This is a genomic window from Gabonia massiliensis (genome assembly GCF_001403595.1).
Classification (GTDB): Bacteria; Bacteroidota; Bacteroidia; order Bacteroidales; family Coprobacteraceae; genus Coprobacter; species Coprobacter secundus.
In genome coordinates, this window is record NZ_LN877939.1 from 1,284,550 (window position 1) to 1,306,501 (window position 21,952).

Genomic DNA, 21,952 nt, shown 5'->3' on the forward strand with positions numbered 1-21,952 from the left:
AACAAGCTTCAAAAACAAAAGTCTAAAAAGAAAATAGATAATACAAAAAGCAGTAGATTAAGGTACATCTTTTCCTTATTAAGAGGCAAAGCGGCTCAGATTCTTACAATGGAAGTTCTGAGCCGCTTTTCTTAATTATCTATATTTATGATAACCTAATTTAAATACGATTGAGCACTGTTTTTATTAAATCTCCTATTGAATCTTTATAATTGCTATCTGCATTATGTGCAACTCTATTCGCAATAATCATACATACGGTCATTGCTTTATGCCCCATCAATTTCGCTAAACCAGCCAATGCGGAACTCTCCATTTCATAATTTGTCACGACATGACCATCTTTATATTTGAAAGACTCAATTTTTTTGTTCAACATTTTATCTGCCAATGGCAATCTCAATTCACGACCTTGTGGTCCATAAAAACCATTAGCCGAAATAGTAACCCCCTTTACCATTTCTCCCCGGCCAATCTGTTCTACCAAATCAGGATCAGCATCAATTACATAAGGTTTTGCCCATAGGGGATTCCATTTTACATGTTGGCAAAAAGCTTCTTCAAAATCAAGATCGCAAACTGCATTACGCCCGGCATAAAAATTCAAGACCCCATCAAAACCTATAGATTTTTGTGAAATGACAAATGTGCCTACAGGGACATGCGGTTGCAAACCTCCTGAAGTACCAATACGCACCATTGTCAGTTGTCTAAACTCGGATTTTTCATAGCGAGTTTTAAAATCAATATTAGACAACGCATCTAATTCATTTACAACAATATCTATATTATCTGTTCCTATACCATGAGATATGACCGTTATCCGTTTTCCTTTATAAACTCCTGTTATAGTATGAAACTCTCTACTCGAAATATCAAATTCTCGCATATCGAAAAAAGAAGCTACAAGATCTACTCGACCAGGGTCTCCAACAAGAATTACTTTGTCGGCGAGTTGTTCAGGACGTATATGAAGGTGAAATGCACTCCCATCCTGATTGATAATTAATTCTGATTCAGGAAAATGTTTCATAGCCATACTTTCTATTAGGTTATTTACTAATGTTGAAGACGAATATACAAAAAAGAATGATACATTAGTCTGGCAATACCAGAAAATATCTTAATGAATAATTTTGGTAAAAACGATTCCTAAAGTCGTCAATAGAATAAAAACAAAAAAAATAGTATCTTTGTAAAAGTAAGGAATAACTAATTTATCATTTCATTTTACGGAAACTACTATAATTATGGCAGCAAAACCATCCATACCTAAAGGTACGCGCGACTTCTCCCCCATAGAGATGGCCAAACGCAATTATATATTCAATACAATTAGCGATGTATTCCGACTTTTCGGGTTTGAGCAAATTGAGACTCCTGCAATGGAAAACTTATCTACTCTTATGGGAAAATATGGAGAAGAGGGAGATAAATTACTTTTTAAAGTTCTTAATTCAGGAGATTTTCTTTCAAATACCAATGATGAAGAATTACTATCTCGAAATACAAATAAGCTGGCTGCTACTTTCTGTGAAAAAGGTCTCCGATATGACTTAACTGTTCCATTTGCCCGCTTTGTTGTCATGCACCGGAATGAGATAAACTTCCCATTCAAACGTTACCAAATACAACCTGTGTGGCGTGCAGACCGTCCTCAAAAAGGTCGTTACCGTGAATTCTATCAATGTGACGCAGACGTAGTCGGCTCAGACTCTCTTCTCAACGAAGTTGAATTGCTACAACTAATGGATGAAGTATTCCATCGATTTGGAATACGAGTATCTATAAAATTAAACAATAGAAAAATATTAAGTGGAATTGCCGAAATAATCGGAGAAACTCAAAAAATTATAGATATTACTGTAGCCATAGACAAACTCGATAAAATAGGATTAGAAAAAGTCAACGAAGAATTACGCCTAAAAGGCATACCGGATAAAGCCATCACCATGTTGCAACCTATCATCCTACTTAAAGGGAGCAACCGAGAAAAATTAGCTACCTTAAAAAAGATATTGAAGAATTCGGAAATAGGAATAAAAGGTATCAATGAATTAGAATATATACTTAACAAAATCGATACTTCGCCTTTGCGATCCGGATTAGAAATAGACTTAACTCTAGCTCGTGGATTGAACTATTATACCGGAGCTATCGTTGAAGTAAAGGCATTAGATGTAGAAATAGGAAGTATAACAGGTGGAGGCAGATATGATAATCTCACTGGTGTATTCGGTATGCCGGGAATATCCGGTGTCGGCATATCTTTTGGTGCCGACCGCATTTTCGACGTATTAAATCAACTAAATTTATATCCAAAAGATTCTTTACAAACCACTCAGATAATGTTTGTAAATTTTGGAGAAACAGAAGAAGCTATATGCATAAAGTATCTCGCCCAATTCAGAACTGCAGGTATACGGGCTGAAATATATCCTGAAGCAGCAAAAATGAAAAAGCAAATGGGATATGCAGATACAAAAAAAATTAATTATGTTGCTTTAGTAGGAGAAACAGAAATCGAAGCTGGCAAAATCACATTGAAAAATATGATTACTGGAGAACAACAATTACTCTCTGCAGAAGATATTATTTCATTCATTAATAAATAACAATACGATGTTTACTGTCAGAAAAGCCGATATAAATGATGCGGGTCTAATACAACAATTGGCATCCCAAGTGTGGAAACATACATACGGCAATATATTATCCCCTCAACAATTGGATTATATGTTTGAAATGATGTATTCTATTCCCTCCCTCCACCAACAGATGGGACCAGATAAGCACCAATACTTTATTGCTTACAATGATAATAAACCTTGTGGCTATATTTCTATTGAACAAGAAAACAAACAGCTTTTCCATCTACAGAAAATTTATGTACTCCCCGATGCTCAAGGTTCCGGAGCAGGACGTTTTCTAATGGAAACTGCTTTTAATTACATAAAAAGTCTTTGTCCTCATACCCCTTGTACTATCGAACTGAATGTAAACCGTTCAAATAAAGCAAAACAGTTCTATGAACATATGGGTTACACAATAGTACGTAGCGGAGATTTTCCTATCGGGAACGGATATTATATGAATGATTACATTATGTCAATAACTATATAATTAATTTACTTAATCATTTTTCACATAAATATATGAAGAAGCTGCTTATCACGGGAGCTCTGGGATTAACGGCCAGTATTGTATCCGCCCAAAAGCAACCCAATATTGTGTATATTTTTACCGACCAACATACCGCTAACGCCCTAAGCTGCACCGGTAACCCAGATGTCAAGACACCCAATATAGACCGACTTGCCCAAAATGGTATACGTTTTACCAATGCTTATTGTGCATGTCCATTAAGTACTCCTTCTCGTGCAGCGATGTTCACAGGTGTAACTCCTGGCAAGTTGAAGCAATTAGTTAATGGCTCATCTATTCCCCAAGAATATATGGGGAAAGGGCTCGGAAACCTCATTCAAGCTGCAGGTTATGAATGTGCATATTCAGGGAAATGGCATATTCCTGAATCGGATATTCCGGACTCAATACACGGATTTAAAAAATTGTATGGGCACAACGACTACGGGCTATCTGAATCTTGTATTGACTTTCTAAAACAAAAGCACGACAAACCTTTTTTCTTAGTTGCTGCTTATGATAATCCTCATAATATATGTGAATATGCACGAAGTCAGAATCTGCCCTTCGCTGAAATAACCGAACCTAATATTGAGGATTGTCCCAATCTACCAGCAAATTTTGCAATTGCCCCTTACGATGCTGATGTCATTCGCCAAGAACAAGAAAACAACTATAAAGGATATCCCGTAACTCGATATACTCCTGATGACTGGCGCCGTTATAGGAACGCATACTATCGTTTAGTTGAAAATGTAGATTCCGAAATTGGGAAACTCCTTGATGCCCTTGACCAATTAAAACTTAGCGAAAATACATTAATTATTTTTACTTCAGATCACGGGGATGGTGTAGGTGCCCATCATTGGAATCAAAAATCTGCATTATATGAGGAAGTTACCAATATACCTCTCATAGTAAAACTTCCTAAAAACAAAAATGCAGGTAAAATAACGCACCAACTTATAAATAACGGGATAGATTTATTGCCAACACTTTGTGAATTTGCAAATGCCGACATACCTGATTATTGCTTAGGAAAAAGTTTCAAACCAATAGTCGAAAAAATATCTGATACACCTATACACGACTATATCGTTTGTGAAACTCAATTCGATAACTCTACCACTAAAGGATGGATGGTGCGCACCCGCAATTATAAATATATTGTTTATGATAAAGGTAAATATAGAGAACAGCTATACGACATGAACAATGATAGAGGTGAAATGATAAATCTTGCTGTTGAGGAAAAATATAAGAACATACTTGACCAACATCGTAAATTATTAAATGAATGGCACGAAAATAATAATGTGCCTAAGCTAAAAAATGCAACTCCTAAAATAAAATAAAGATTTACTTATCATAACAAAAACCATTTGTCTTTCTCCAATGTTAAGAAGGCAAATGGTTTTTCTTTTGTAAATACCACATATATGGTAGAAAAATACCTTATAGGGGTGATTGCATTTTTCTAAAGAGGTCCATACCTTTGTACAATACAGAATAAAAAAATTGAACATTATGACAAAAATAGCAAAACAACTAACCGACTTAGTCGGTAATACTCCATTATTGGAATTTTCCAATTTTAATCGTAAACATAACCTTCCTGCTCGGATTATCGGAAAATTGGAATACTTTAATCCCGCAGGAAGTGTCAAAGATAGAGTAGCATTATCTATGATAGAAACTGCAGAAGCTACAGGCAATTTACAACCAGGAGCCGTTATTATAGAACCAACAAGCGGTAACACCGGAGTAGGGTTAGCATTCGTATCCGCAGCAAAAGGATATAAATTGATACTGACTATGCCAGATACAATGAGTATCGAACGTAGAAATTTGTTAAAAGCTTTAGGTGCAGAAATCATACTCACCCCAGGAATTGAGGGAATGAAAGGTGCTATTGCCAAAGCTGAAGAACTACGAAACAATACTCCAGGAAGTATCATTTTGCAACAATTTGAAAACCCTGCAAATCCGGCTATTCATAAAAGAACCACTGCCGAAGAGATTTGGCGCGATACCAATGGTCAAATAGACATATTTGTCGCTGGAGTAGGTACAGGAGGGACCATCAGTGGTGTAGGCGAAAGATTGAAAGAATTGAATCCAAATATAAAAATCATTGCAGTAGAACCGGCAGACTCTCCTGTACTCTCCGGCGGGAAACCCGGACCTCATAAAATACAAGGCATCGGTGCTGGATTTATTCCTAAAACTTACAATAATATTGTTGTTGACGAAATTATTAAAGTCGAAAATGATGATGCTATACGTACAAGTAGAGAATTGGCCCAACAAGAAGGTCTTCTTGTCGGCATTTCCTCTGGCGCTGCGACTTATGCTGCTACCCAATTAGCTCAACGCTCAGAAAACAAGAATAAGAGTATTGTAACATTATTACCTGATACCGGAGAAAGATATTTATCTACCGTATTATACGCCTTCGAAGAATATCCGCTATAAAGCAACATCAAATCTATACACCCAAATACCATAGAAAGGACCTTATCACCCTTTCTATGGTATTTTCTTTGGGACAACATCGAGATATAAATACTCTATAGTTATTATTTATATCTTTGCATCTTCAAACCAACAAATATACATTATGAAAAAAGGGCTACTATATGCCATAATGGCTTCAGTATTATGGGCCATTGTCAATCCATTTATCAAACAAGGACTCAGTTATGACTTTACTCCCATGAATTTTGCCGGATTACGATTTACTATTGTAGGAATTATTCTATTCATTTATTCCTGGCATAAAAGTATGTGGAAAGAGATTCTGGAAAACCGGAAATTATTTTTGAATCTAATATTCATCAACATGTTTATGGGCTACACAGCATTTTACTGGGGAGTTGACTTTGTCAGTGGGGCTATATCTTCGATAATCATGGGAATGACACCATTAATAAATGTCCTATTGGCTCATCTAATTGCGAGAAATGATAAGCTAAATTGTTATAAAATAATCAGCTTAATTATAAGTTTTATCGGCCTTATACTCATTATTGGTACCGGAAGTGACGGCAAGCCTCTTGACTGGAAAGGTTTAGCGGGGATTATACTACTTATTTTAAGTATCATCTTTCAAGGATACTCTGCTATTTCTGTATCAGAAGATAAAGCACGAATAAATCCCATATTTCTAAATGCAGTCCAAATGTTTTTTGGGGGATTATTTATCTATATCATAGGTCTTTCGACTGAGGGATTTCATAGCTTTATAGGAAAACCTACCGGTTTTTATATATGCTTAGGAACACTAGTCTTCATTTCCGTTTTTGCTTTCAGCTTTTGGTTCATAGCCTTACAAACTAATGGGAGTAAAGTTTCCGACATTAATATGTGCCGCCTCATCAATCCAATACTTGGAGCTATTCTCAGCTGGGTCATGTTAGAGGGAGAATACCCGACATTTAGTACCATAACTGGTATGCTTATCATTGTCAGTTCTTTAATAATATATTTTAAAGGAGAAAGCATCATATCCCGGCTTAAAAAACAATAGTGCAGTAAAAAAAATGCTTCCTCACAGAATAATGAGAGGAAGCATTTTTATATTTTTAGATGTTTATCTTAGAATTTCCATCCTAAACGAATTGCCGGTACAGCCTTAAATGCCAAGCTCAAGCTTGTTCTCTTCGCAGTATCTTCAAAATCTTCTGATTTAATATCAGTACCCGCAACCTTACCTTCAATACCTAAATTTTTGTATTTAGTTGTACGGAACTGTAAACCAAATTCTGCTCCACAGTATAAACCTTTATACATATAAAAGTCAAAACCTGTCAAAGCTTGCAAGTTATATGTGAAAGCTCCTGTTGGAGAAATTCCATTAAATGGATCTGTCGGGTCAAAATTTCCCATTCCATTCTCTACATCATTTGTATAATAGTTTTTGATTGTTACATCTGTCTCATCAGAACCGGTCTTACCATTAATTTTAGTCTTAGCCGTAGTTACAGTAAATCCAGTTTCACCTCCTACATATACAGAGAAACGAGGAGCTACATTTATATGATATTCATAACCTAGACCTAAGGTAAAGTTTCCAGTTTTTGACTTCAGATCTGTCGACCATTTTTCATCAGTAGTTTCATTTACTCCATCGTCAGAATATTTATTAGAACCAACACCAAAACCCAAATTCAAACGAAGAGCGTGTTTTTCATTAAAGAAATAACGCAATTTCAAACCATCAATCGAAAAGTTTTCTCCGTCCTGGTTAAAAGGATTAAACTGAATTTCAGTTGTTACTGTCCCAGCTTCTGGTTGATACTGGGCAAAAGAACTTGCACATGTAACTAAACTTACAGCTAATACAAGAGCTAATTTTTTCATACTCATTTTTTTTAGTTAATAATTTTGGAATTTTGAAACGTATAATTGAATTATAGGCCGTTTCAACCTTTAATATAGCTTCTATATCTACGATTTTTATATTTTAACTATATATTATAATTTAATCGGTGCAAAGATTAAGTAAATAAAGAAAAGTACAAAGCATTTTAAATATTTTAACACAATATTTATTATCATTATTTATATAATGGATATATAAACAGAAATGTACAAGCATATAAATAGAATAAATACATCTTCTATTATTAACATTAAAACATTTTATTATTTTAATGTTAACCATAAAAAGACATCATATGAAAAATCATCGAAACCATCTTAAAGGGTTACTTAATTGACGCAACCTTTGTTTCAACAATCTTGCCGATCGTAATTGATTTCGATAATGTCTACAAAAACCATAAGGAGTCAAGTATTTGCATTCATCTATCGGTCGATTAAATATATTATCAAAAAAATGGAAAAAACGTACTTTCCAATCCAAATAATTTTCATCATTGAACCACGGCTTCGATAATATAGATAAATACATATCGTCATTATTATCTAACATAACAATATGCTCAACTGCAGCTTCCTGCGAAGGGAAATCAGAAACATTAATAAAGGATGCTGGATTAAAATCTTTATTTATCAATCTGTTTCCCCAATATACAGGTAAAGAATTAACTAACATAGGTTCCATAATTTTCTCCGTAGTATACCCGTCATACATACTATTTTCAAACGCAATATTAAATTTGTAATCCTTAATAAAATCCAATTTATCAGGAACGGGACCTCCAACATTATTCTCCCACCTACCTCCAGAATCGACTTTTTTATATTCAGACAAAAGATGGAAAAAACGGTTTCTCTCCGGTGCTCCAATATTATTGGAAACTACATAACTACAAAACTTGCGTTTGAGAACTTTTTCTTTATCTATGACCTTTGGAGAAGCCAACTTTTCAATACCATAGACTGCGTATAATGGCAAGCGCATATACCTATCCCCAAATGACAAATAATCAAAACCTATTGCATAATCACAGATATTGAAATCTGGTGTAAGATTCTCTCCCGTATAAAATATTTTTACACACCTCTCATAATTCAAATTCGTAAAACCAAATACAGAAAATATCAAATAATCAGGAGATTCACTTAATTCAATATGATATCGCTGTTTTAGGATATCCATCAGAAAATTATTGCGGGGATCAAAACCTTTCCAAAAATCAACAAATTTGACTTTAATAGTTTTCATAAAAGATATGAAGTATTGCTTTTCTTGAATAATTATTACTTAAAAAAATCCAGACAAAGAATTATAGCCATTCCTACAATAATAATTCCTAATATCCCATAAAATATTCGAGCTCCTTTCCTTCCCCACCAACGACTAAATATAATGCTGTTTTTACTTGCAAAAAACCAATCCCAATTAGCAAGTGAAGCTAATAAAGAAAGTATACCCAATAAAAAAAATATCGTCGTTACAATAACTGAACTTACCGACATATACAACAAAACTTATTTTATTATTATCTCCCGAGTTCTATCTTCTTTTTCTGAAATATACACATTTATACAATCTCCCGGCAATAAATCTTCCACTTTCTCCGGCCATTCAATAAAACAGAGAGCTCCACTAAAGAAGTAATCTTCATATCCAAAATCAAAAACTTCTTCTAACTTATTAATCCGATAAAAGTCAAAATGATATATCAATTCTCCTGTTCTGGAACGGTATTCATTTACTATTGCAAATGTCGGACTATTAATCACATCTTCAACACCTAATTCTTCACAAACAGCTTTGATGAAAGTGGTCTTCCCTGCTCCCATCTCTCCACGAAATGCAAATACCGTGCTATCTCCCATTTTCTGAACAAATTCATGTGCAGCTTCCTGTATACTTTCTAATGATTTTATCTGTATTGTCGTTTCCATTTTAGCAGTTCTATTGTTATATATTTATTTTCTTTTCATTGTTACAAAAGGAACCATCATTTCTTCCATTGAGATTCCTCCATGCTGAAACGTATCCTTATAATAACTAACATAATAGTTATAATTATTAGGATAGGCCAGAAAATCTCGATTCGTAGCAAAAATATAAGCGGAACTCACATTGGGAGAAGGTAAACCATAACGCTCCGGAGCTTTTATTTCATACACTTGCTTTGGATTATAACTCATATTCTTACCTACTTTATATCGAAGATTTGTATTCGTATTTCTATCAGCAATAACTTTAACAGGATTATCGACATGTATAGTCCCATGATCTGTAGTCAAAATTACAGTATAATCTTTCTCTGCTATTTTCTTGAACAAATCCAGAGCAGAAGAATGCCTGAACCAAGACTCTGTCAACGAACGATATGCAGCATCAGTATAAGCTAACTCTCGAATCATTTTAGACTCAGTTCGAGCATGGGAAAGCATATCTATAAAATTCAGTACACATACATTCAATGGATGACGTTCCAGTTGTGAAAAATTCTGAATGATTTTTTCACCAAACTGAGATTCATTTATCTTATTATATGAAAATGTATATCTCTTTCTAAAACGATCAAGCTGAGTCTGTATCAGCGGTGCTTCATTGAGATTTTTACCCTCTTCTTCGTCTTCATCTACCCACAAATCAGGGAACATTTTGGCAATTCTATCTGGCATCAACCCTGAAAATATTGCATTCCGAGCATATTGAGTTGCTGTTGGCAATATGCTAAAATATAATTCTTCATCAAAAGTAAAATACTCAGACAAAATAGGTTTTACAACCTTCCATTGATCGAGGCGGAAATTATCGATAAGAATAACAAAAACTCTTTCTCCCCCATCTAATAAAGGGAACACTCTGTTTTTAAATAATTCATAACTCAGAAGCGGATGGTCCTCTGTCGTTACCCATCTTTCATAGTTTTTTTTCACATACTTCACAAAAGCAGAATTTGCTTCTACCTTTTGCATCTTCAACAAATCCGCCATATTACTATCGGCCTGAGTCAGCTCTAATTCCCAGAAAACCAACCTTTTGTATATTTCACACCAATCCTCCCAATGTGATGCTTCATTTATCTGCATCCCAATACGATTGAACTCTTGCTGATAGTTAGATGTAGTATTTTCGGATATAATTTCACGCCGATATAAATTTTTTTTTATCGACAACAATATCTGATTTGGATTTACCGGTTTTATTAAATAATCAGCAATTTTATTACCGATTGCCTGATTCATTATATTTTCCTCTTCACTCTTCGTAATCATAATAACCGGGACTTCCGGACTAATCTCCTTGATACGGCTCAACGTTTCCAAGCCACTCAACCCTGGCATATTTTCATCCAAAATAATCAAATCAAAATGCTCTTTCTCGCATTGTTCCAGAGCATCTCTTCCATTGGAAACTGTAACAACTTCATATCCTTTTTGTTTCAGGAATAAAATATGAGGTTTCAACAAATCTATCTCATCATCGGCCCAAAGTATCAAATCATTTCTCATAAGCTACTGATTCTCTTGTACAAAATTAAAATAGTCTTCAAAACTACGCCCATCAAGCAACAGTTTAAAATTCGAATCACTTATCATTACCGGACGTACGCCAGGAGGCAACGGTATACCCTTCTCTCCTTCTATCATCTTCCGATAATGCGATAATTCATCAAAGTTATTAAATCCTTTGATAATTAACATACTAATTTCGTTAAAGGAGATTATTTCCAAATCAAAATCTTTAATCAAAAAGTTAGAAAAGTTATATTTAGCAACATCAAACAATAATTGATTTGATGATATACTATTGGTTTCATATACTAAAACAAGGGAATGAGGAACATCTTTATCTAATGTAAATGGTGCGACAGAATCGTTGCTCAACGATAACGAATCTCCATCCCCTCCTAATGACATAGTCCATATCATCCCTTTTGGGCTACCTCCGTCTGTCGCTATCGTACGCCCTTGAGCCAACCCTTTTAACATTCCTGAAGCAACAGGACTGACATCTGCTTCAGGATATTTTTCAAGGAGTTCCTTCAATCCAGTTTGAAAAGCCTCAATATTCTTTTCTCCAATATAAGATAATGAATTAAGAAACATAAATTTAGGCATCAAATCAGACAAGGGATACTTACGGGAAACTAACTCGTAATATTCATGAACTTTAGTACTATTGTTAGCCAAATACGCTTCATAAGTTTGATTATATAATGAATCTTGCATCACGTCCATATTCCTTAGATTTTCAAGATAGTTGGGATCTGCCAATGCTATTGCATAATCACTCTTAGGGAAGCGGTCAATAATACGTTTTTTATAAACCTCAGCAGTCTCCTTATCTCCCATACGCATATACATCAAATACATATTATAATACGTTTCCAATATATATTCACAGTCCGGGAAACGATGATCCAACTCATTAAACGCACTTATCGCTGCCGACATATCTTCCAACTTATTCTTTAAAATCAATCCCATATTGAACAAACCATCTGAGATAATTTCATTAGAATTAGCTATATCTTCAGGAGTCAAAGGCAGCTGCTGTACATAGAATTGAGGGTCTTTCGGATCTGAGGATAAAGGATTTTGCATAACATTACTTATCGTATCTCCTTTTGCAATACTATCACTTATCTCTTCAATATCACCTTCTTCCGGCTCATCATAATTGATATTATTATCAGCAAAATCACTCATAGAGAATGAGGCCTTATTCCGTCTACGCCAATCATCCTCAAGTTTACGCCGCCCCCATTTACGTTGGAACTCTGTTTTACCTGCCGATACTAACGCTGGATTATAAAAATACCAAGCATTGCTTCCATTACCCATATTCATAGTAGGTACAGTAGGCTGCTTAGCGCCATTATTATTCACCGGCATATTAGCCATCATTCCCTCTTGTTCTTCCAAATAAGCCTGACGTCTTGCTTCTTCTTCTGCCTTTTTTTCTTCAGCAATAAGGTCATCAATAATTTTCTGGATAATATTCATCCTTTCAGCTTCTGGTAAAGATGCTAAATGCTGCAAACTATCTTGTAGCTCGACATTCTGAGCATGCACTACCAACTCATCAAGAACCTCTGAGCGCTTTGCAATCTCACTATAATCTGGATAACTTTCGTCAATCAAAGGCAAGGCCTCTGCATAACACGGTTGTGCTTTTACATAATCTCTACGGTCAAAATATATCTTACCTAAAGTCAATTGACTTATTGCTTTATCTTTTCCATTCCGCGTACTTTTTTCTGCAGCTAAAATATAATTGGCAACAGCCTTAGCCGTATCCTTTCGAGAAAGATACAAATTGCCTATTGCATAATAAATCTGGTCCAAATATTCTGCATTCTTTGCTTGCCGAGTCATTCGAGTCAAATTTTTCAAAATCTTTTCCATATCTTTCCCTGAAAAGACCTCTGTTTGACGTATCCTGGCATTCAACTCCGTCCTATAGTCCGGCCCCTTCTTAATAACCCGTTCATAAGCCGCATAAGCCGCATTGTTATCTCCAGTTATTGCATAAAGTTGAGCCAGAAGGTATGTCATCCTTATTTTTTGGCGTTTATTCCCTTCTGCTTTAATCGCAGTTTTCAAAAAAGGAATTGCCTGCTTATAATCTCCTTTACGTATAAGATAATCGGCATTAACAGTGGCAAACCACGTTGTCTGGCTATCGGGTAATCCATCATTATTAATTTTCTGCAATACATCTTCAGCTTCATACAGCCAGCCCATTTCAAGGTAACAACGAGCCAACCAAATACGAGATTCTGCAACTAAATCAGGTTTCCAAGTGAAGTGCCGGGTTATATAGATAAACGTAGCCGAAGCTCCCAAAAAATCACCTTTATAATATTGAGCTTTTCCCATTAAACTCCAAGCATTATGAATAAACGGATTATACTCATCCCGAGTTACAAATTCACGATACTTCGGATCAGACATTTTTTTACTATTTCTTAGCGGCCGTTTCTTTATAGAATGAAGCTGTATGGCCTTTTGGCACTTTTCGATAGTGCGATCAAAACTTCCTCCCGGCTTAACATCTTTCGGGTTGGAATATGCCGATACAGGATGCATATAGATTCGTTCACGAGTATAGTCATCTTCATACTTATCTTCCATTACTTTAAGCTGTTCCTTAAAGTTCTCAATTCCATTAAAATAGACATTGAAACGAGTAGTCATGGCATGATAAGCCCGAGTAGCTTTCGTATTCTTTTTTACAGAACATGAAGCTACCGATAACAGGCATAAAAACCCTATACAGAGATATTCTAAATATTTATTCAACTTATCGTTGCTCTTTTATTACAATCACTTAATAAAATAAACAGATAAACAACATTTTTATTGTCTCTTTCTTCTAAAAACAAAATTATTTAAACTCTCCCCAATTATCATCTATTCAACCATATAAGGTTGCTTTATTCTCACAATAGCCCGAGCTAATCCATAAAAAACAACCAAAACAAATACAATACATGCCCCTGCCGGTACATTTATATAATACGAAACAAACAATCCGACCAAACCGCATATTATACCTATAACTGCAGAAAATACAACAATACTTTTATAACGACTACAAAATAAATCAGCAATCAATTGCGGCATTGTCAATAAAGATAATAACAACATAATCCCGACTAAACGAATAGACAATACGACACATATAGAAATAAAAAAAATCATTCCATACTCAAAAAAACGTACAGGCATACGGCGTGTATAAGCAAAATCCCGGTCAAACGCAATATATATTATTTGCCGGTAAAACAAAATAAAAAAGAGGAACAGGACACTCGTATACAAAGCAAAAATCAACAAATCTGTATGTGTAACTGTCAGAATATTTCCAAACAAAAATTCACTAAGTCCCGGGGTATAGCCTGGAGTAAGAAATATAAATATAATCCCTACAGCCATTCCCAAAGCCCAAAAAACAGCTATAGCAGAATCTTCCCGAACAGAATTTTTCCTTGACATCCATTCTACACCCAATGCAGACAATACGGCAAATATCAAAGCTATGGCAACAGGATTAAGACTTAAAAAAAAGCCCAAACCTAATCCCCCAAAGGATGCATGCGTTATACCTCCTGTTATGAAAACCAAACGACGCGTAACAACATAGGTACCAATCACTGCCCCTGCTAAACTAATCAACAAAATAGCCCAAAGAGCATTTTGAAAAAATGAATATCGCAATATTTCTAACATATGTTTTTTTATGTTTTTAAGACCGGCGTCTCTCTCCGACAATCATTACTATTTCATCCTTTAGCTGATCAGGTAATTCTATTTCTCTTAATTGTAAACTTCTTACCCAACCTGCTACTTCTTCACTCCTCAGGGTATATAATACATCCGCAAATTCCTGGACTTCACCGGAAGAATAACTATTGGAAGAATAGCCCTTAAATCGATCCAGTTCCTCATCATCATAATATTCTATATTTTTACTCACCGCAGCCAACAAACTCTCTTTTTCACAAATTTCATGCGCTCCACAACACCCATCAAGCGACTGTATTGAGGCAGACTGTTCTTTTTTCTCTTCTATTTTCCAATTATAAGATTTCTGCAAAATAGCAGCCACAACCCCTAAGCAGATAATAGCCAATAATATCAATATGACAACGATCATATATCCTTAATTTTAAATCCGGCATTTTCAATATTTTTCCAATATGATGGATATGATTTATTTACAACTTTAGGATTACGAATAATGATACTGCCTCTTGTTATAGATACTGGAGCAAAAGCCATAGCCATACGATGATCATCATATGTTTCAATAATAGGCTCAGATTCAGCCTCACATCGTTCACCAGACCATTCCAATATAGAATCATTTATATCTGTAATCAGATAACCCAATTTCTTCAATTCATTTTTCAATGCTTCTATTCTATCGGTTTCTTTTATCTTCAAACTCTGTAGACCTGAAAATCTGAAAGGAATTCCCTTAAGCGCACATGTAACAATTAATGTCTGAGCTAAGTCCGGTTGGTCAGTCAAATCACAAACCATCTTGCGGCACATATTCCCATTATATTTTATTTTCACTCCACTGTTCGTATATTGGGTAGAAATCCCCAAAGAAAAAAAGTACTCTGCAATTTTAGAATCTCCCTGAACACTATTTTTCCGCAGACCATCTAACTCAAATTCCGAACCGGGCAATAAAGCTGCAATTTCATACCAATACGATGCAGCCGACCAATCTGATTCTATTTTAAAAGGAATTGGCCGATATTCTCCAGGCCGTACGATAATAATATTTCCTTGCCATTGTGCTTCTACTCCATACGCCTTCATCAACTGCAATGTCATATGAATATAAGGCTTCGAAATAATATTTCCAGTCAAGTGCAATTCCAAGCCTTTTCTCATGTACGGGGCAATCATCAATAAAGCAGAAATATACTGAGAACTCACATTTCCATTAAGGCTCAATTTCCCACCTTCCAATACGCTACCATATATCTTTAGAGGGGGAAAACCCTCTTTTTCCAAGTATTCGATTTTAGCACCTAAAGAACATAATGCATCGACTAACAATTTAATCGGTCGCTGTTTCATTCTTTCTGATCCCGTAAGGACCCACTCCCCCACAATCTTAGATAAAAATGCTGTCATAAAGCGCATAGCAGTCCCCGCAGCATGTATATCAAAGCAGGTATCATTTGATTCTAATGCTCGTACCATAACACAAGTATCATCGCAATCAGAAAGATTCTCAATAACATATGGGCTATAGCTCAAAGCATTCAAAATCAAAACCCGATTACTAATACTTTTTGAGGCTGGCAGATCAACTTCAGCACAACTTCTATCTGGAGGAAAAACCTGAATGCACATTTTTTATCTGTTTTGTATTCTGATACAAAAGTAACGAAAAATACAATATAAATAAGACCAGAAAATATAGCATTCTCTAAAGAATAAAAAAATAGATATTTTATTTGGTAGATAAACCAAATAACCGGCAAGCATTGTAGGTAGTTTGGTTACTTAATTCGGATAATGATATTCCCATAATATCTGCCAAACGACGGGCTGTATAAATTATATAAGCCGGTTCATTTCTTTTACCTCGAAAAGGTACTGGAGTTAAATATGGAGCATCTGTTTCTAACAAAAGGCGATGTAACCCTATTTTCTTAACAACATCTTCCATATGTACATTTTTGAACGTTGCCACTCCATTTATACCAAAATAAAAATCACCGAATTCCGATATCATTGAAACATCATCAGGCGTACCAGAAAAACTATGAAAAACGCCTTGCAAAGAAAGATGCTTCAAATCTTTCAACACTTGCAAAATTTCCGGCAAAGCTTCTCGACAATGTATAATTACCGGTAATTTTTTAGATGACGCCCACCTCATCTGTTGAGTCAAGGCATCTATCTGCTCCGCAATAAAAGTCTTATCCCAATACAAATCCAACCCAATCTCTCCGATTGCACAATATTCACTTGTATCAAGTAACTTTGCAATATGGTCAAGAGCCTTTTTATAATTACTATCCACCGACGTCGGATGCAATCCCATAGCAGGGAAACAGAAACCGGTATATCGATTTACCGCCTCATCCAACGATCGAATAGTCGTCAAATCAACATTAGGTAAAATAACTTTTGTAATACCTGCTTCTCGAGCCCTTAAAACCACATCATCCCGGTCATTGTCGAACTCTGTCAAATATATATGAGTATGTGTATCTATCATCTATTTTCCTTCTCACTTTTACGATAATAATAGACGAGACCATATTCGCGGCATTTTGCCAAACGTTCTGTCTCAGGTAGTAAAGAATAATATTTTTCTACCTGATTCCAAACCTCAAGAATAATTTTATCAGCCATATCTCGCATCTGAGATAACGCAAATAAAGCTTTCGCTGTATTTGCCATAGCGTTTTTCCGAATATTGAACGCCTCTCTAAATATATCATAATGAACAGAAACTTTTGCTATAGCCGGATTATAAATAGGAGTTCCTCCCTGTTGTATCCTCATCGTCTCTCCTGCAATAATTTTTGCACCCCATTCTAAAATAGCATTTTCACTCATTAGATCAGGTACAATAAAACGACTTTGAGATAGACCATATAATTCTACGGCACTCCTTTTTATCTCATTTCTCATAATACACATACCCAAAACCTGAATAAAATGAGAAATATACATACGGGCATTACGAAGTTTCGCTTGGTACTTAGCATTATCTTTTACCTGTATATCTAAATATTGATGATAAAGAGTATACGCAGACTTAAAACGAGGTAAAAAAACTTTTGTTTCATTTACAATATGATAAGATAACACAGGTTCTGGAGCCAAAAACATATCATCTTTGTTTACGACACATTCAAGAGAACGTATTCTCGCACTATCAGTATTCGGCAATCGACGATATGGCATCTTTTCAAAACAATTAATATTCTCGATACATCAGGTCCGAAGCAAGTTGCAACAACGGACTCTTATAACTATCATCTTCTACTTCTATAGACTTAAGACATCCGCATGCCTTACTATAATATTCCTGCATTTTATTTTCACAAAGCTCCTTAATTCCTAATCGATTATACAGAGCTGTTATACAAGATATCTTTTCTTTCGAATCAAAGTCCTCCCGATTCAGCCATCCCAAAAGCTCTTCTTTGTCCTCCCCATTAGCAAGTCGTAACGCATTAATCAACATATAGGTCTTTTTGTTATTCAGAATATCTCCTCCAATCTTTTTCCCAAAAACTACAGGATCTCCATAAACATCAAGATAATCATCTTTTAATTGGAATGCCAAACCTATGTTGACTCCAAATTGATATAATTTTTCGGCAGACGTAGCGCCCGCTTCTGCTATAATCGCCCCAATTTTCAAAGCTCCACCTAATAATACTGCTGTTTTTAGCCGTATCATGTTCAGATATTCATCTTCCGTAACATCATCCCGCACCTCAAACTCCATATCATACTGCTGTCCCTCACAAATTTCCATTGCTGTATGGGAAAAAACATCAAGTACTTCCCGCAAATAAAAATCCGGAGCTTTCATAATCTGCATATATGCTAAAATCTGCATAGCATCCCCTGACAGAACTGCAGTATTTTCATTCCACACTTTATGTACAGTAGGTTTTCCTCTACGGACATCAGCATTGTCCATTACATCATCATGAAGCAATGTAAAATTATGAAATATTTCTATTCCTAAAGCTGGAGCCAAAGCTTGGTGATAATCGACTCCAAACATTTCACAAGCCATTAGTGTAAGCAACGGCCTTATTCTTTTCCCTCCTAAAGAAAGTTCATAGCGAATCGGTGCATACAACTCATCCGGAGACTCCGGATATGGAATCTGAGCCAAACCTTGGTTAATTGCTTCAATATATTGTTCTACTGTCTTCATTTGTATTCATTTAACGGTTTCAAAAATACATTTTTTTTACGACTTTATAAAAAAGGTACTAACAAAGAAAACATAAATATACGTCCAAATCATGAAAAATAAGAAAAAACGAAAGATATTTTTCAGATTAATATACTGTATTCTCTTTTTTCCCGTTATTAAAGAGAATGTTTAATAAAAAAATGATTTTAACAATTCATAAATTAAATGTATTTTTGAACCTTAGATAATTCATCATTAGGATAATGAACCGGCTTATATATTGCCTCATAAGTTTCTTTTATATCAGCCTCAACTGTTTGGCTCAGGAAGGAAAATCATCCTACGATTTTCTAAATATACCTATATCTTCCCATGCCAATGCTTTAGGAGGGAATAATATATCCATAATAGAAGAAGACGTTACTATGGCTACTCAAAATCCAGCATTATTAGGTCAAGAAATGGATATGCAATTGAATCTGAACTATATGCGATATGTAGCAGGAATTAACATTGCGGGAGCAACTTTCAGTAAAGCAACAGGAGAACGAGGAGCCTGGGGGGTAGGAATACAATATTTCGGCTACGGAGAAATGAAACAAACTGAAAACAATGGAGTAATCATTGGAACATTCAGTCCAAAAGACATTATTTTTAACGGTATGTTCTCTTATGATATCAATGATCGTCTTCGTGGGGGGATAAACGGAAAATTTGTTTACTCAAATTATGAACAATATTCGGCTCTTGCACTATGTATCGACATGGGGATCAATTATTATAACCCAGAAACTGAACTGTCTCTATCGGCCGTAATCAAAAATGCCGGAGGACAGCTGAAACGATTTAACAATAAATTCGAGAAATTGCCTTGGGATATACAATTAGGTTTATCAAAAACCCTTGCTCATGCCCCATTTCGATTTTCTGTCACAGCACAATATTTAACACAATGGAAATTGCCATATACAACAATAAGCGACCAGATGAACGGTACCGATGGTGAATTAAAAGAAAAAAACAATTTTGCATCAAATCTATTTCGTCATCTAATATTTGCAGCAGACTATATACCTTCTCAAAACTTATACATTGCTTTGGGATACAATTATAAAACTCGTACCGACATGAAATCCTACAAACGTAATTTCTTATCGGGATTTAGCCTCGGAGCCGGATTTAGAGTAAAAATGTTTGCTGTAGGGGCGTCATATACGCAACATCATATAGGAGGTTCAACTTTTATGGTCAACTTGACAACAAACGTCTCAGAATTTCTCCGCTAACAAATTTTAAATAGCTTTTTAACCATTCGAAATCTACTTCTATATTTTCGGTCATTTCAGTTATTTTGTTTAAGTTTGTCTTTCTATTTTTAATTTAGGATTCATGAAACAAAATAATAAAATAGTTATTGCAATAGATGGTTTCTCTTCTTGTGGAAAAAGTACCATGGCTAAAGGTCTGGCAAAAAGAATTGGCTATATATACATCGATAGTGGAGCCATGTATCGAGCAGTCACCTTGTACTGTATTAACCACAATCTGATAGATGGAAATCTGATAGATGAAAATAGCCTAAAAAAACAAATGCAAAATATCCATATTGAATTTAAAATAAATACACTATCAGGGCGTCCTGAAACATGGCTTAACGGAAAAAATGTAGAGCAGGAAATAAGAAGTATGCAAGTCTCCAACCTTGTCAGTCCTGTAAGTGCTCTTAAATTTGTACGCACAGCCATGACCGCTCAACAACAAGCTTTAGGAAAAACTAAAGGAATAGTTATGGATGGGCGCGACATTGGAACAACTGTCTTTCCTCATGCCGAATTAAAGATTTTTGTTACAGCATCAGCTGAAACCAGAGCTAAACGTCGGTTAGATGAACTAAAAGCCAAAGGAGAAAATATTTCTTATCAAGAAGTTCTTAAAAACGTTCAAGAACGTGATTATATAGACCAAAATAGGAGTGAAAGTCCCCTAAAAAAAGCCGATGATGCAATTCTGCTCGATAATTCCAACATGACATTAGAGGAACAGGACAAATGGTTATATGAGCAATATCAAAAAGCCCTCTTTAAATAAATCAAATTCTATGGTAAAAATAGAAATAGATAAAGGTTCTGGATTTTGTTTCGGTGTTGTAAATGCGATAAAAAAAGCAGAAGAAGAACTTGAAAAAGGTGAAATTCTTTACTGTCTTGGAGATATTGTTCATAATAACAATGAAGTCGAACGTCTTAGAACTAAAGGATTAATCACTATCAATCATGAACAATTTGAGCAACTACATAACGTAAAAGTACTACTACGTGCTCATGGAGAACCTCCTGAAACTTACGACATCGCACGTAAAAACGGAATAGAAATCATCGATGCAACCTGCCCTGTTGTCTTACAATTACAGAGTAAAATTAAAAAATCTTATAATGAAACGACTCCGGAGCAAACACAGATTATAATTTATGGAAAACCCGGACATGCCGAAGTAAATGGCCTAGTAGGACAAACTCAAGGAAAAGCATTGATAATAGAAGGAGTAGAAGATTTGGATAAAATAAATTTTCAAAAAGAAATCCGCCTCTATTCCCAAACTACTAAATCTGTAGATGGATTTAAAAATATCGTATCTCAAATAACCCAAAAACAATCTTCAGATAAGCCATTCAAATATTATGATACTATATGCCGACAAGTTGCCAATCGTATACCTAATATTCGAGAATTTGCTCAAAAACATGATTTGATTCTATTCGTCTGCGGTAAAAAAAGCTCAAACGGAAGGGTGTTATTCGAGGAATGCTGTAAAGTAAATCCAAATTCAAAGCTCGTTTCGAATGTTTCCGAAATAAAAAATGAATGGCTGCAAAATACATCAAGTATCGGTATATGTGGAGCTACATCTACTCCCAAATGGCTCATGGAAGAAGTATTTGATTATTTACAGTCGAAGCTATAAAAATAAATTTTTATCTTTTAAAAAAATACGTACAAAATACACTCATT

General features: G+C 35.1%; 21 protein-coding genes. 8 read left to right on the forward strand and 13 right to left on the reverse strand.

Annotated elements, in window-relative coordinates:
- Window positions 1-160: 160 nt before the first annotated feature.
- A complete protein-coding gene (locus BN2628_RS09795) occupies window positions 161-1,033 on the reverse strand; it encodes a nucleoside phosphorylase (protein WP_055097162.1) in 873 nt (290 codons plus the stop codon).
- A gap of 217 nt (window positions 1,034-1,250) precedes the next feature.
- On the opposite strand from BN2628_RS09795, the gene hisS reads away from it, so the two are divergent.
- The 5 genes from hisS to BN2628_RS09820 all read left to right on the forward strand — a co-directional run bounded on the left by hisS (window position 1,251) and on the right by BN2628_RS09820 (window position 6,673).
- A complete protein-coding gene (gene hisS, locus BN2628_RS09800; protein ID WP_055097027.1) occupies window positions 1,251-2,615 on the forward strand; it encodes a histidine--tRNA ligase in 1,365 nt (454 codons plus the stop codon).
- 7 nt (window positions 2,616-2,622) lie between these two features.
- Window positions 2,623-3,123 carry a GNAT family N-acetyltransferase gene (locus BN2628_RS09805; protein WP_021930569.1) on the forward strand — a complete coding sequence of 167 codons (501 nt, stop codon included), beginning with the start codon at window positions 2,623-2,625 and terminating at the stop codon, window positions 3,121-3,123.
- Window positions 3,124-3,155: 32 nt separating this feature from the next.
- On the forward strand, window positions 3,156-4,499 hold the full coding sequence (locus tag BN2628_RS09810) for a sulfatase family protein (protein ID WP_055097029.1): 1,344 nt from the start codon (window positions 3,156-3,158) through the stop codon (window positions 4,497-4,499).
- A gap of 172 nt (window positions 4,500-4,671) precedes the next feature.
- A complete protein-coding gene (cysK, locus tag BN2628_RS09815) occupies window positions 4,672-5,619 on the forward strand; it encodes a cysteine synthase A (protein ID WP_021930567.1) in 948 nt (315 codons plus the stop codon).
- A gap of 145 nt (window positions 5,620-5,764) precedes the next feature.
- Window positions 5,765-6,673 (forward strand): DMT family transporter, encoded by a 909-nt coding sequence (locus BN2628_RS09820; protein WP_055097030.1) that lies wholly within the window; start codon window positions 5,765-5,767, stop codon window positions 6,671-6,673.
- Between the two features lie 68 nt (window positions 6,674-6,741).
- On the opposite strand, the gene BN2628_RS09825 is transcribed toward BN2628_RS09820, so the two are convergent.
- The 12 genes from BN2628_RS09825 to BN2628_RS09880 form a co-directional block, all read right to left on the reverse strand.
- Window positions 6,742-7,506 carry an outer membrane beta-barrel protein gene (locus tag BN2628_RS09825; protein ID WP_021930565.1) on the reverse strand — a complete coding sequence of 255 codons (765 nt, stop codon included), beginning with the start codon at window positions 7,504-7,506 and terminating at the stop codon, window positions 6,742-6,744.
- 325 nt (window positions 7,507-7,831) lie between these two features.
- A complete protein-coding gene (locus BN2628_RS09830; RefSeq protein WP_044225909.1) occupies window positions 7,832-8,776 on the reverse strand; it encodes a glycosyltransferase family 10 domain-containing protein in 945 nt (314 codons plus the stop codon).
- Window positions 8,777-8,811: 35 nt separating this feature from the next.
- Window positions 8,812-9,030 carry an immunity 17 family protein gene (locus BN2628_RS09835; RefSeq protein WP_055097032.1) on the reverse strand — a complete coding sequence of 73 codons (219 nt, stop codon included), beginning with the start codon at window positions 9,028-9,030 and terminating at the stop codon, window positions 8,812-8,814.
- 12 nt (window positions 9,031-9,042) lie between these two features.
- A complete protein-coding gene (gene tsaE, locus BN2628_RS09840; RefSeq protein WP_021930562.1) occupies window positions 9,043-9,462 on the reverse strand; it encodes a tRNA (adenosine(37)-N6)-threonylcarbamoyltransferase complex ATPase subunit type 1 TsaE in 420 nt (139 codons plus the stop codon).
- A 24-nt stretch (window positions 9,463-9,486) separates the two neighbouring features.
- Window positions 9,487-11,028, reverse strand: coding sequence for a T9SS response regulator signal transducer PorX (locus tag BN2628_RS09845; RefSeq protein WP_044225915.1), 1,542 nt, complete (start codon window positions 11,026-11,028; stop codon window positions 9,487-9,489).
- A 3-nt stretch (window positions 11,029-11,031) separates the two neighbouring features.
- Entirely contained in the window at window positions 11,032-13,824 is a 2,793-nt protein-coding gene (locus tag BN2628_RS09850) for a type IX secretion system periplasmic lipoprotein PorW/SprE (protein WP_044225919.1), read from the reverse strand.
- A 111-nt stretch (window positions 13,825-13,935) separates the two neighbouring features.
- On the reverse strand, window positions 13,936-14,754 hold the full coding sequence (locus tag BN2628_RS09855) for a metal ABC transporter permease (RefSeq protein WP_044226464.1): 819 nt from the start codon (window positions 14,752-14,754) through the stop codon (window positions 13,936-13,938).
- A 16-nt stretch (window positions 14,755-14,770) separates the two neighbouring features.
- Window positions 14,771-15,181, reverse strand: a complete 411-nt coding sequence (locus tag BN2628_RS09860; RefSeq protein ID WP_087880310.1) for a phospholipase — start codon at window positions 15,179-15,181, stop codon at window positions 14,771-14,773.
- Window positions 15,178-16,401, reverse strand: coding sequence for a 3-phosphoshikimate 1-carboxyvinyltransferase (locus BN2628_RS09865; RefSeq protein ID WP_044225922.1), 1,224 nt, complete (start codon window positions 16,399-16,401; stop codon window positions 15,178-15,180). The genes BN2628_RS09860 and BN2628_RS09865 overlap by 4 nt, the downstream gene beginning before the upstream one ends.
- 100 nt (window positions 16,402-16,501) lie before the next feature.
- The gene (locus BN2628_RS09870; RefSeq protein WP_044225926.1) at window positions 16,502-17,275 is read right to left on the reverse strand and encodes a TatD family hydrolase; all 774 of its coding nucleotides are present in this window, start codon (window positions 17,273-17,275) and stop codon (window positions 16,502-16,504) included.
- Window positions 17,272-17,970, reverse strand: a complete 699-nt coding sequence (locus tag BN2628_RS09875; RefSeq protein ID WP_055097034.1) for a hypothetical protein — start codon at window positions 17,968-17,970, stop codon at window positions 17,272-17,274. Before BN2628_RS09875 ends, BN2628_RS09870 begins: the two co-directional genes overlap by 4 nt.
- Before the next feature lie 13 nt (window positions 17,971-17,983).
- Complete coding sequence (locus tag BN2628_RS09880; protein ID WP_055097036.1) at window positions 17,984-18,961, reverse strand: polyprenyl synthetase family protein; 978 nt, start codon at window positions 18,959-18,961, stop codon at window positions 17,984-17,986.
- 245 nt (window positions 18,962-19,206) lie between these two features.
- Here BN2628_RS09880 and porQ point away from each other — a divergent pair, with 245 nt between their 5' ends.
- From porQ to BN2628_RS09895, 3 genes are all read left to right on the forward strand, one after another.
- Complete coding sequence (gene porQ / locus BN2628_RS09885) at window positions 19,207-20,229, forward strand: type IX secretion system protein PorQ (protein WP_055097037.1); 1,023 nt, start codon at window positions 19,207-19,209, stop codon at window positions 20,227-20,229.
- A 103-nt stretch (window positions 20,230-20,332) separates the two neighbouring features.
- Entirely contained in the window at window positions 20,333-21,031 is a 699-nt protein-coding gene (gene cmk, locus BN2628_RS09890; RefSeq protein WP_055097039.1) for a (d)CMP kinase, read from the forward strand.
- Window positions 21,032-21,041: 10 nt separating this feature from the next.
- On the forward strand, window positions 21,042-21,905 hold the full coding sequence (locus BN2628_RS09895; RefSeq protein ID WP_055097164.1) for a 4-hydroxy-3-methylbut-2-enyl diphosphate reductase: 864 nt from the start codon (window positions 21,042-21,044) through the stop codon (window positions 21,903-21,905).
- Window positions 21,906-21,952: the final 47 nt, after the last annotated feature.

Excerpts from the sequence above, each read along its gene's own strand:
- cmk (WP_055097039.1), top strand. The coding sequence starts at position 20,333 with ATGAAACAAAATAATAAAATAGTTATTGCAATAGATGGTTTCTCTTCT.
- cysK (WP_021930567.1), top strand. The coding sequence starts at position 4,672 with ATGACAAAAATAGCAAAACAACTAACCGACTTAGTCGGTAATACTCCA.
- tsaE (WP_021930562.1), bottom strand. The coding sequence starts at position 9,462 with ATGGAAACGACAATACAGATAAAATCATTAGAAAGTATACAGGAAGCT.
- porQ (WP_055097037.1), top strand. The coding sequence starts at position 19,207 with ATGAACCGGCTTATATATTGCCTCATAAGTTTCTTTTATATCAGCCTC.
- BN2628_RS09795 (WP_055097162.1), bottom strand. The coding sequence starts at position 1,033 with ATGAAACATTTTCCTGAATCAGAATTAATTATCAATCAGGATGGGAGT.
- BN2628_RS09875 (WP_055097034.1), bottom strand. The coding sequence starts at position 17,970 with ATGCCATATCGTCGATTGCCGAATACTGATAGTGCGAGAATACGTTCT.
- BN2628_RS09835 (WP_055097032.1), bottom strand. The coding sequence starts at position 9,030 with ATGTCGGTAAGTTCAGTTATTGTAACGACGATATTTTTTTTATTGGGT.
- BN2628_RS09870 (WP_044225926.1), bottom strand. The coding sequence starts at position 17,275 with ATGATAGATACACATACTCATATATATTTGACAGAGTTCGACAATGAC.
- BN2628_RS09830 (WP_044225909.1), bottom strand. The coding sequence starts at position 8,776 with ATGAAAACTATTAAAGTCAAATTTGTTGATTTTTGGAAAGGTTTTGAT.
- BN2628_RS09880 (WP_055097036.1), bottom strand. The coding sequence starts at position 18,961 with ATGAAGACAGTAGAACAATATATTGAAGCAATTAACCAAGGTTTGGCT.
- BN2628_RS09810 (WP_055097029.1), top strand. The coding sequence starts at position 3,156 with ATGAAGAAGCTGCTTATCACGGGAGCTCTGGGATTAACGGCCAGTATT.
- BN2628_RS09825 (WP_021930565.1), bottom strand. The coding sequence starts at position 7,506 with ATGAAAAAATTAGCTCTTGTATTAGCTGTAAGTTTAGTTACATGTGCA.
- BN2628_RS09855 (WP_044226464.1), bottom strand. The coding sequence starts at position 14,754 with ATGTTAGAAATATTGCGATATTCATTTTTTCAAAATGCTCTTTGGGCT.
- hisS (WP_055097027.1), top strand. The coding sequence starts at position 1,251 with ATGGCAGCAAAACCATCCATACCTAAAGGTACGCGCGACTTCTCCCCC.
- BN2628_RS09820 (WP_055097030.1), top strand. The coding sequence starts at position 5,765 with ATGAAAAAAGGGCTACTATATGCCATAATGGCTTCAGTATTATGGGCC.
- BN2628_RS09860 (WP_087880310.1), bottom strand. The coding sequence starts at position 15,181 with ATGATCGTTGTCATATTGATATTATTGGCTATTATCTGCTTAGGGGTT.
- BN2628_RS09845 (WP_044225915.1), bottom strand. The coding sequence starts at position 11,028 with ATGAGAAATGATTTGATACTTTGGGCCGATGATGAGATAGATTTGTTG.
- BN2628_RS09805 (WP_021930569.1), top strand. The coding sequence starts at position 2,623 with ATGTTTACTGTCAGAAAAGCCGATATAAATGATGCGGGTCTAATACAA.
- BN2628_RS09865 (WP_044225922.1), bottom strand. The coding sequence starts at position 16,401 with ATGTGCATTCAGGTTTTTCCTCCAGATAGAAGTTGTGCTGAAGTTGAT.
- BN2628_RS09895 (WP_055097164.1), top strand. The coding sequence starts at position 21,042 with ATGGTAAAAATAGAAATAGATAAAGGTTCTGGATTTTGTTTCGGTGTT.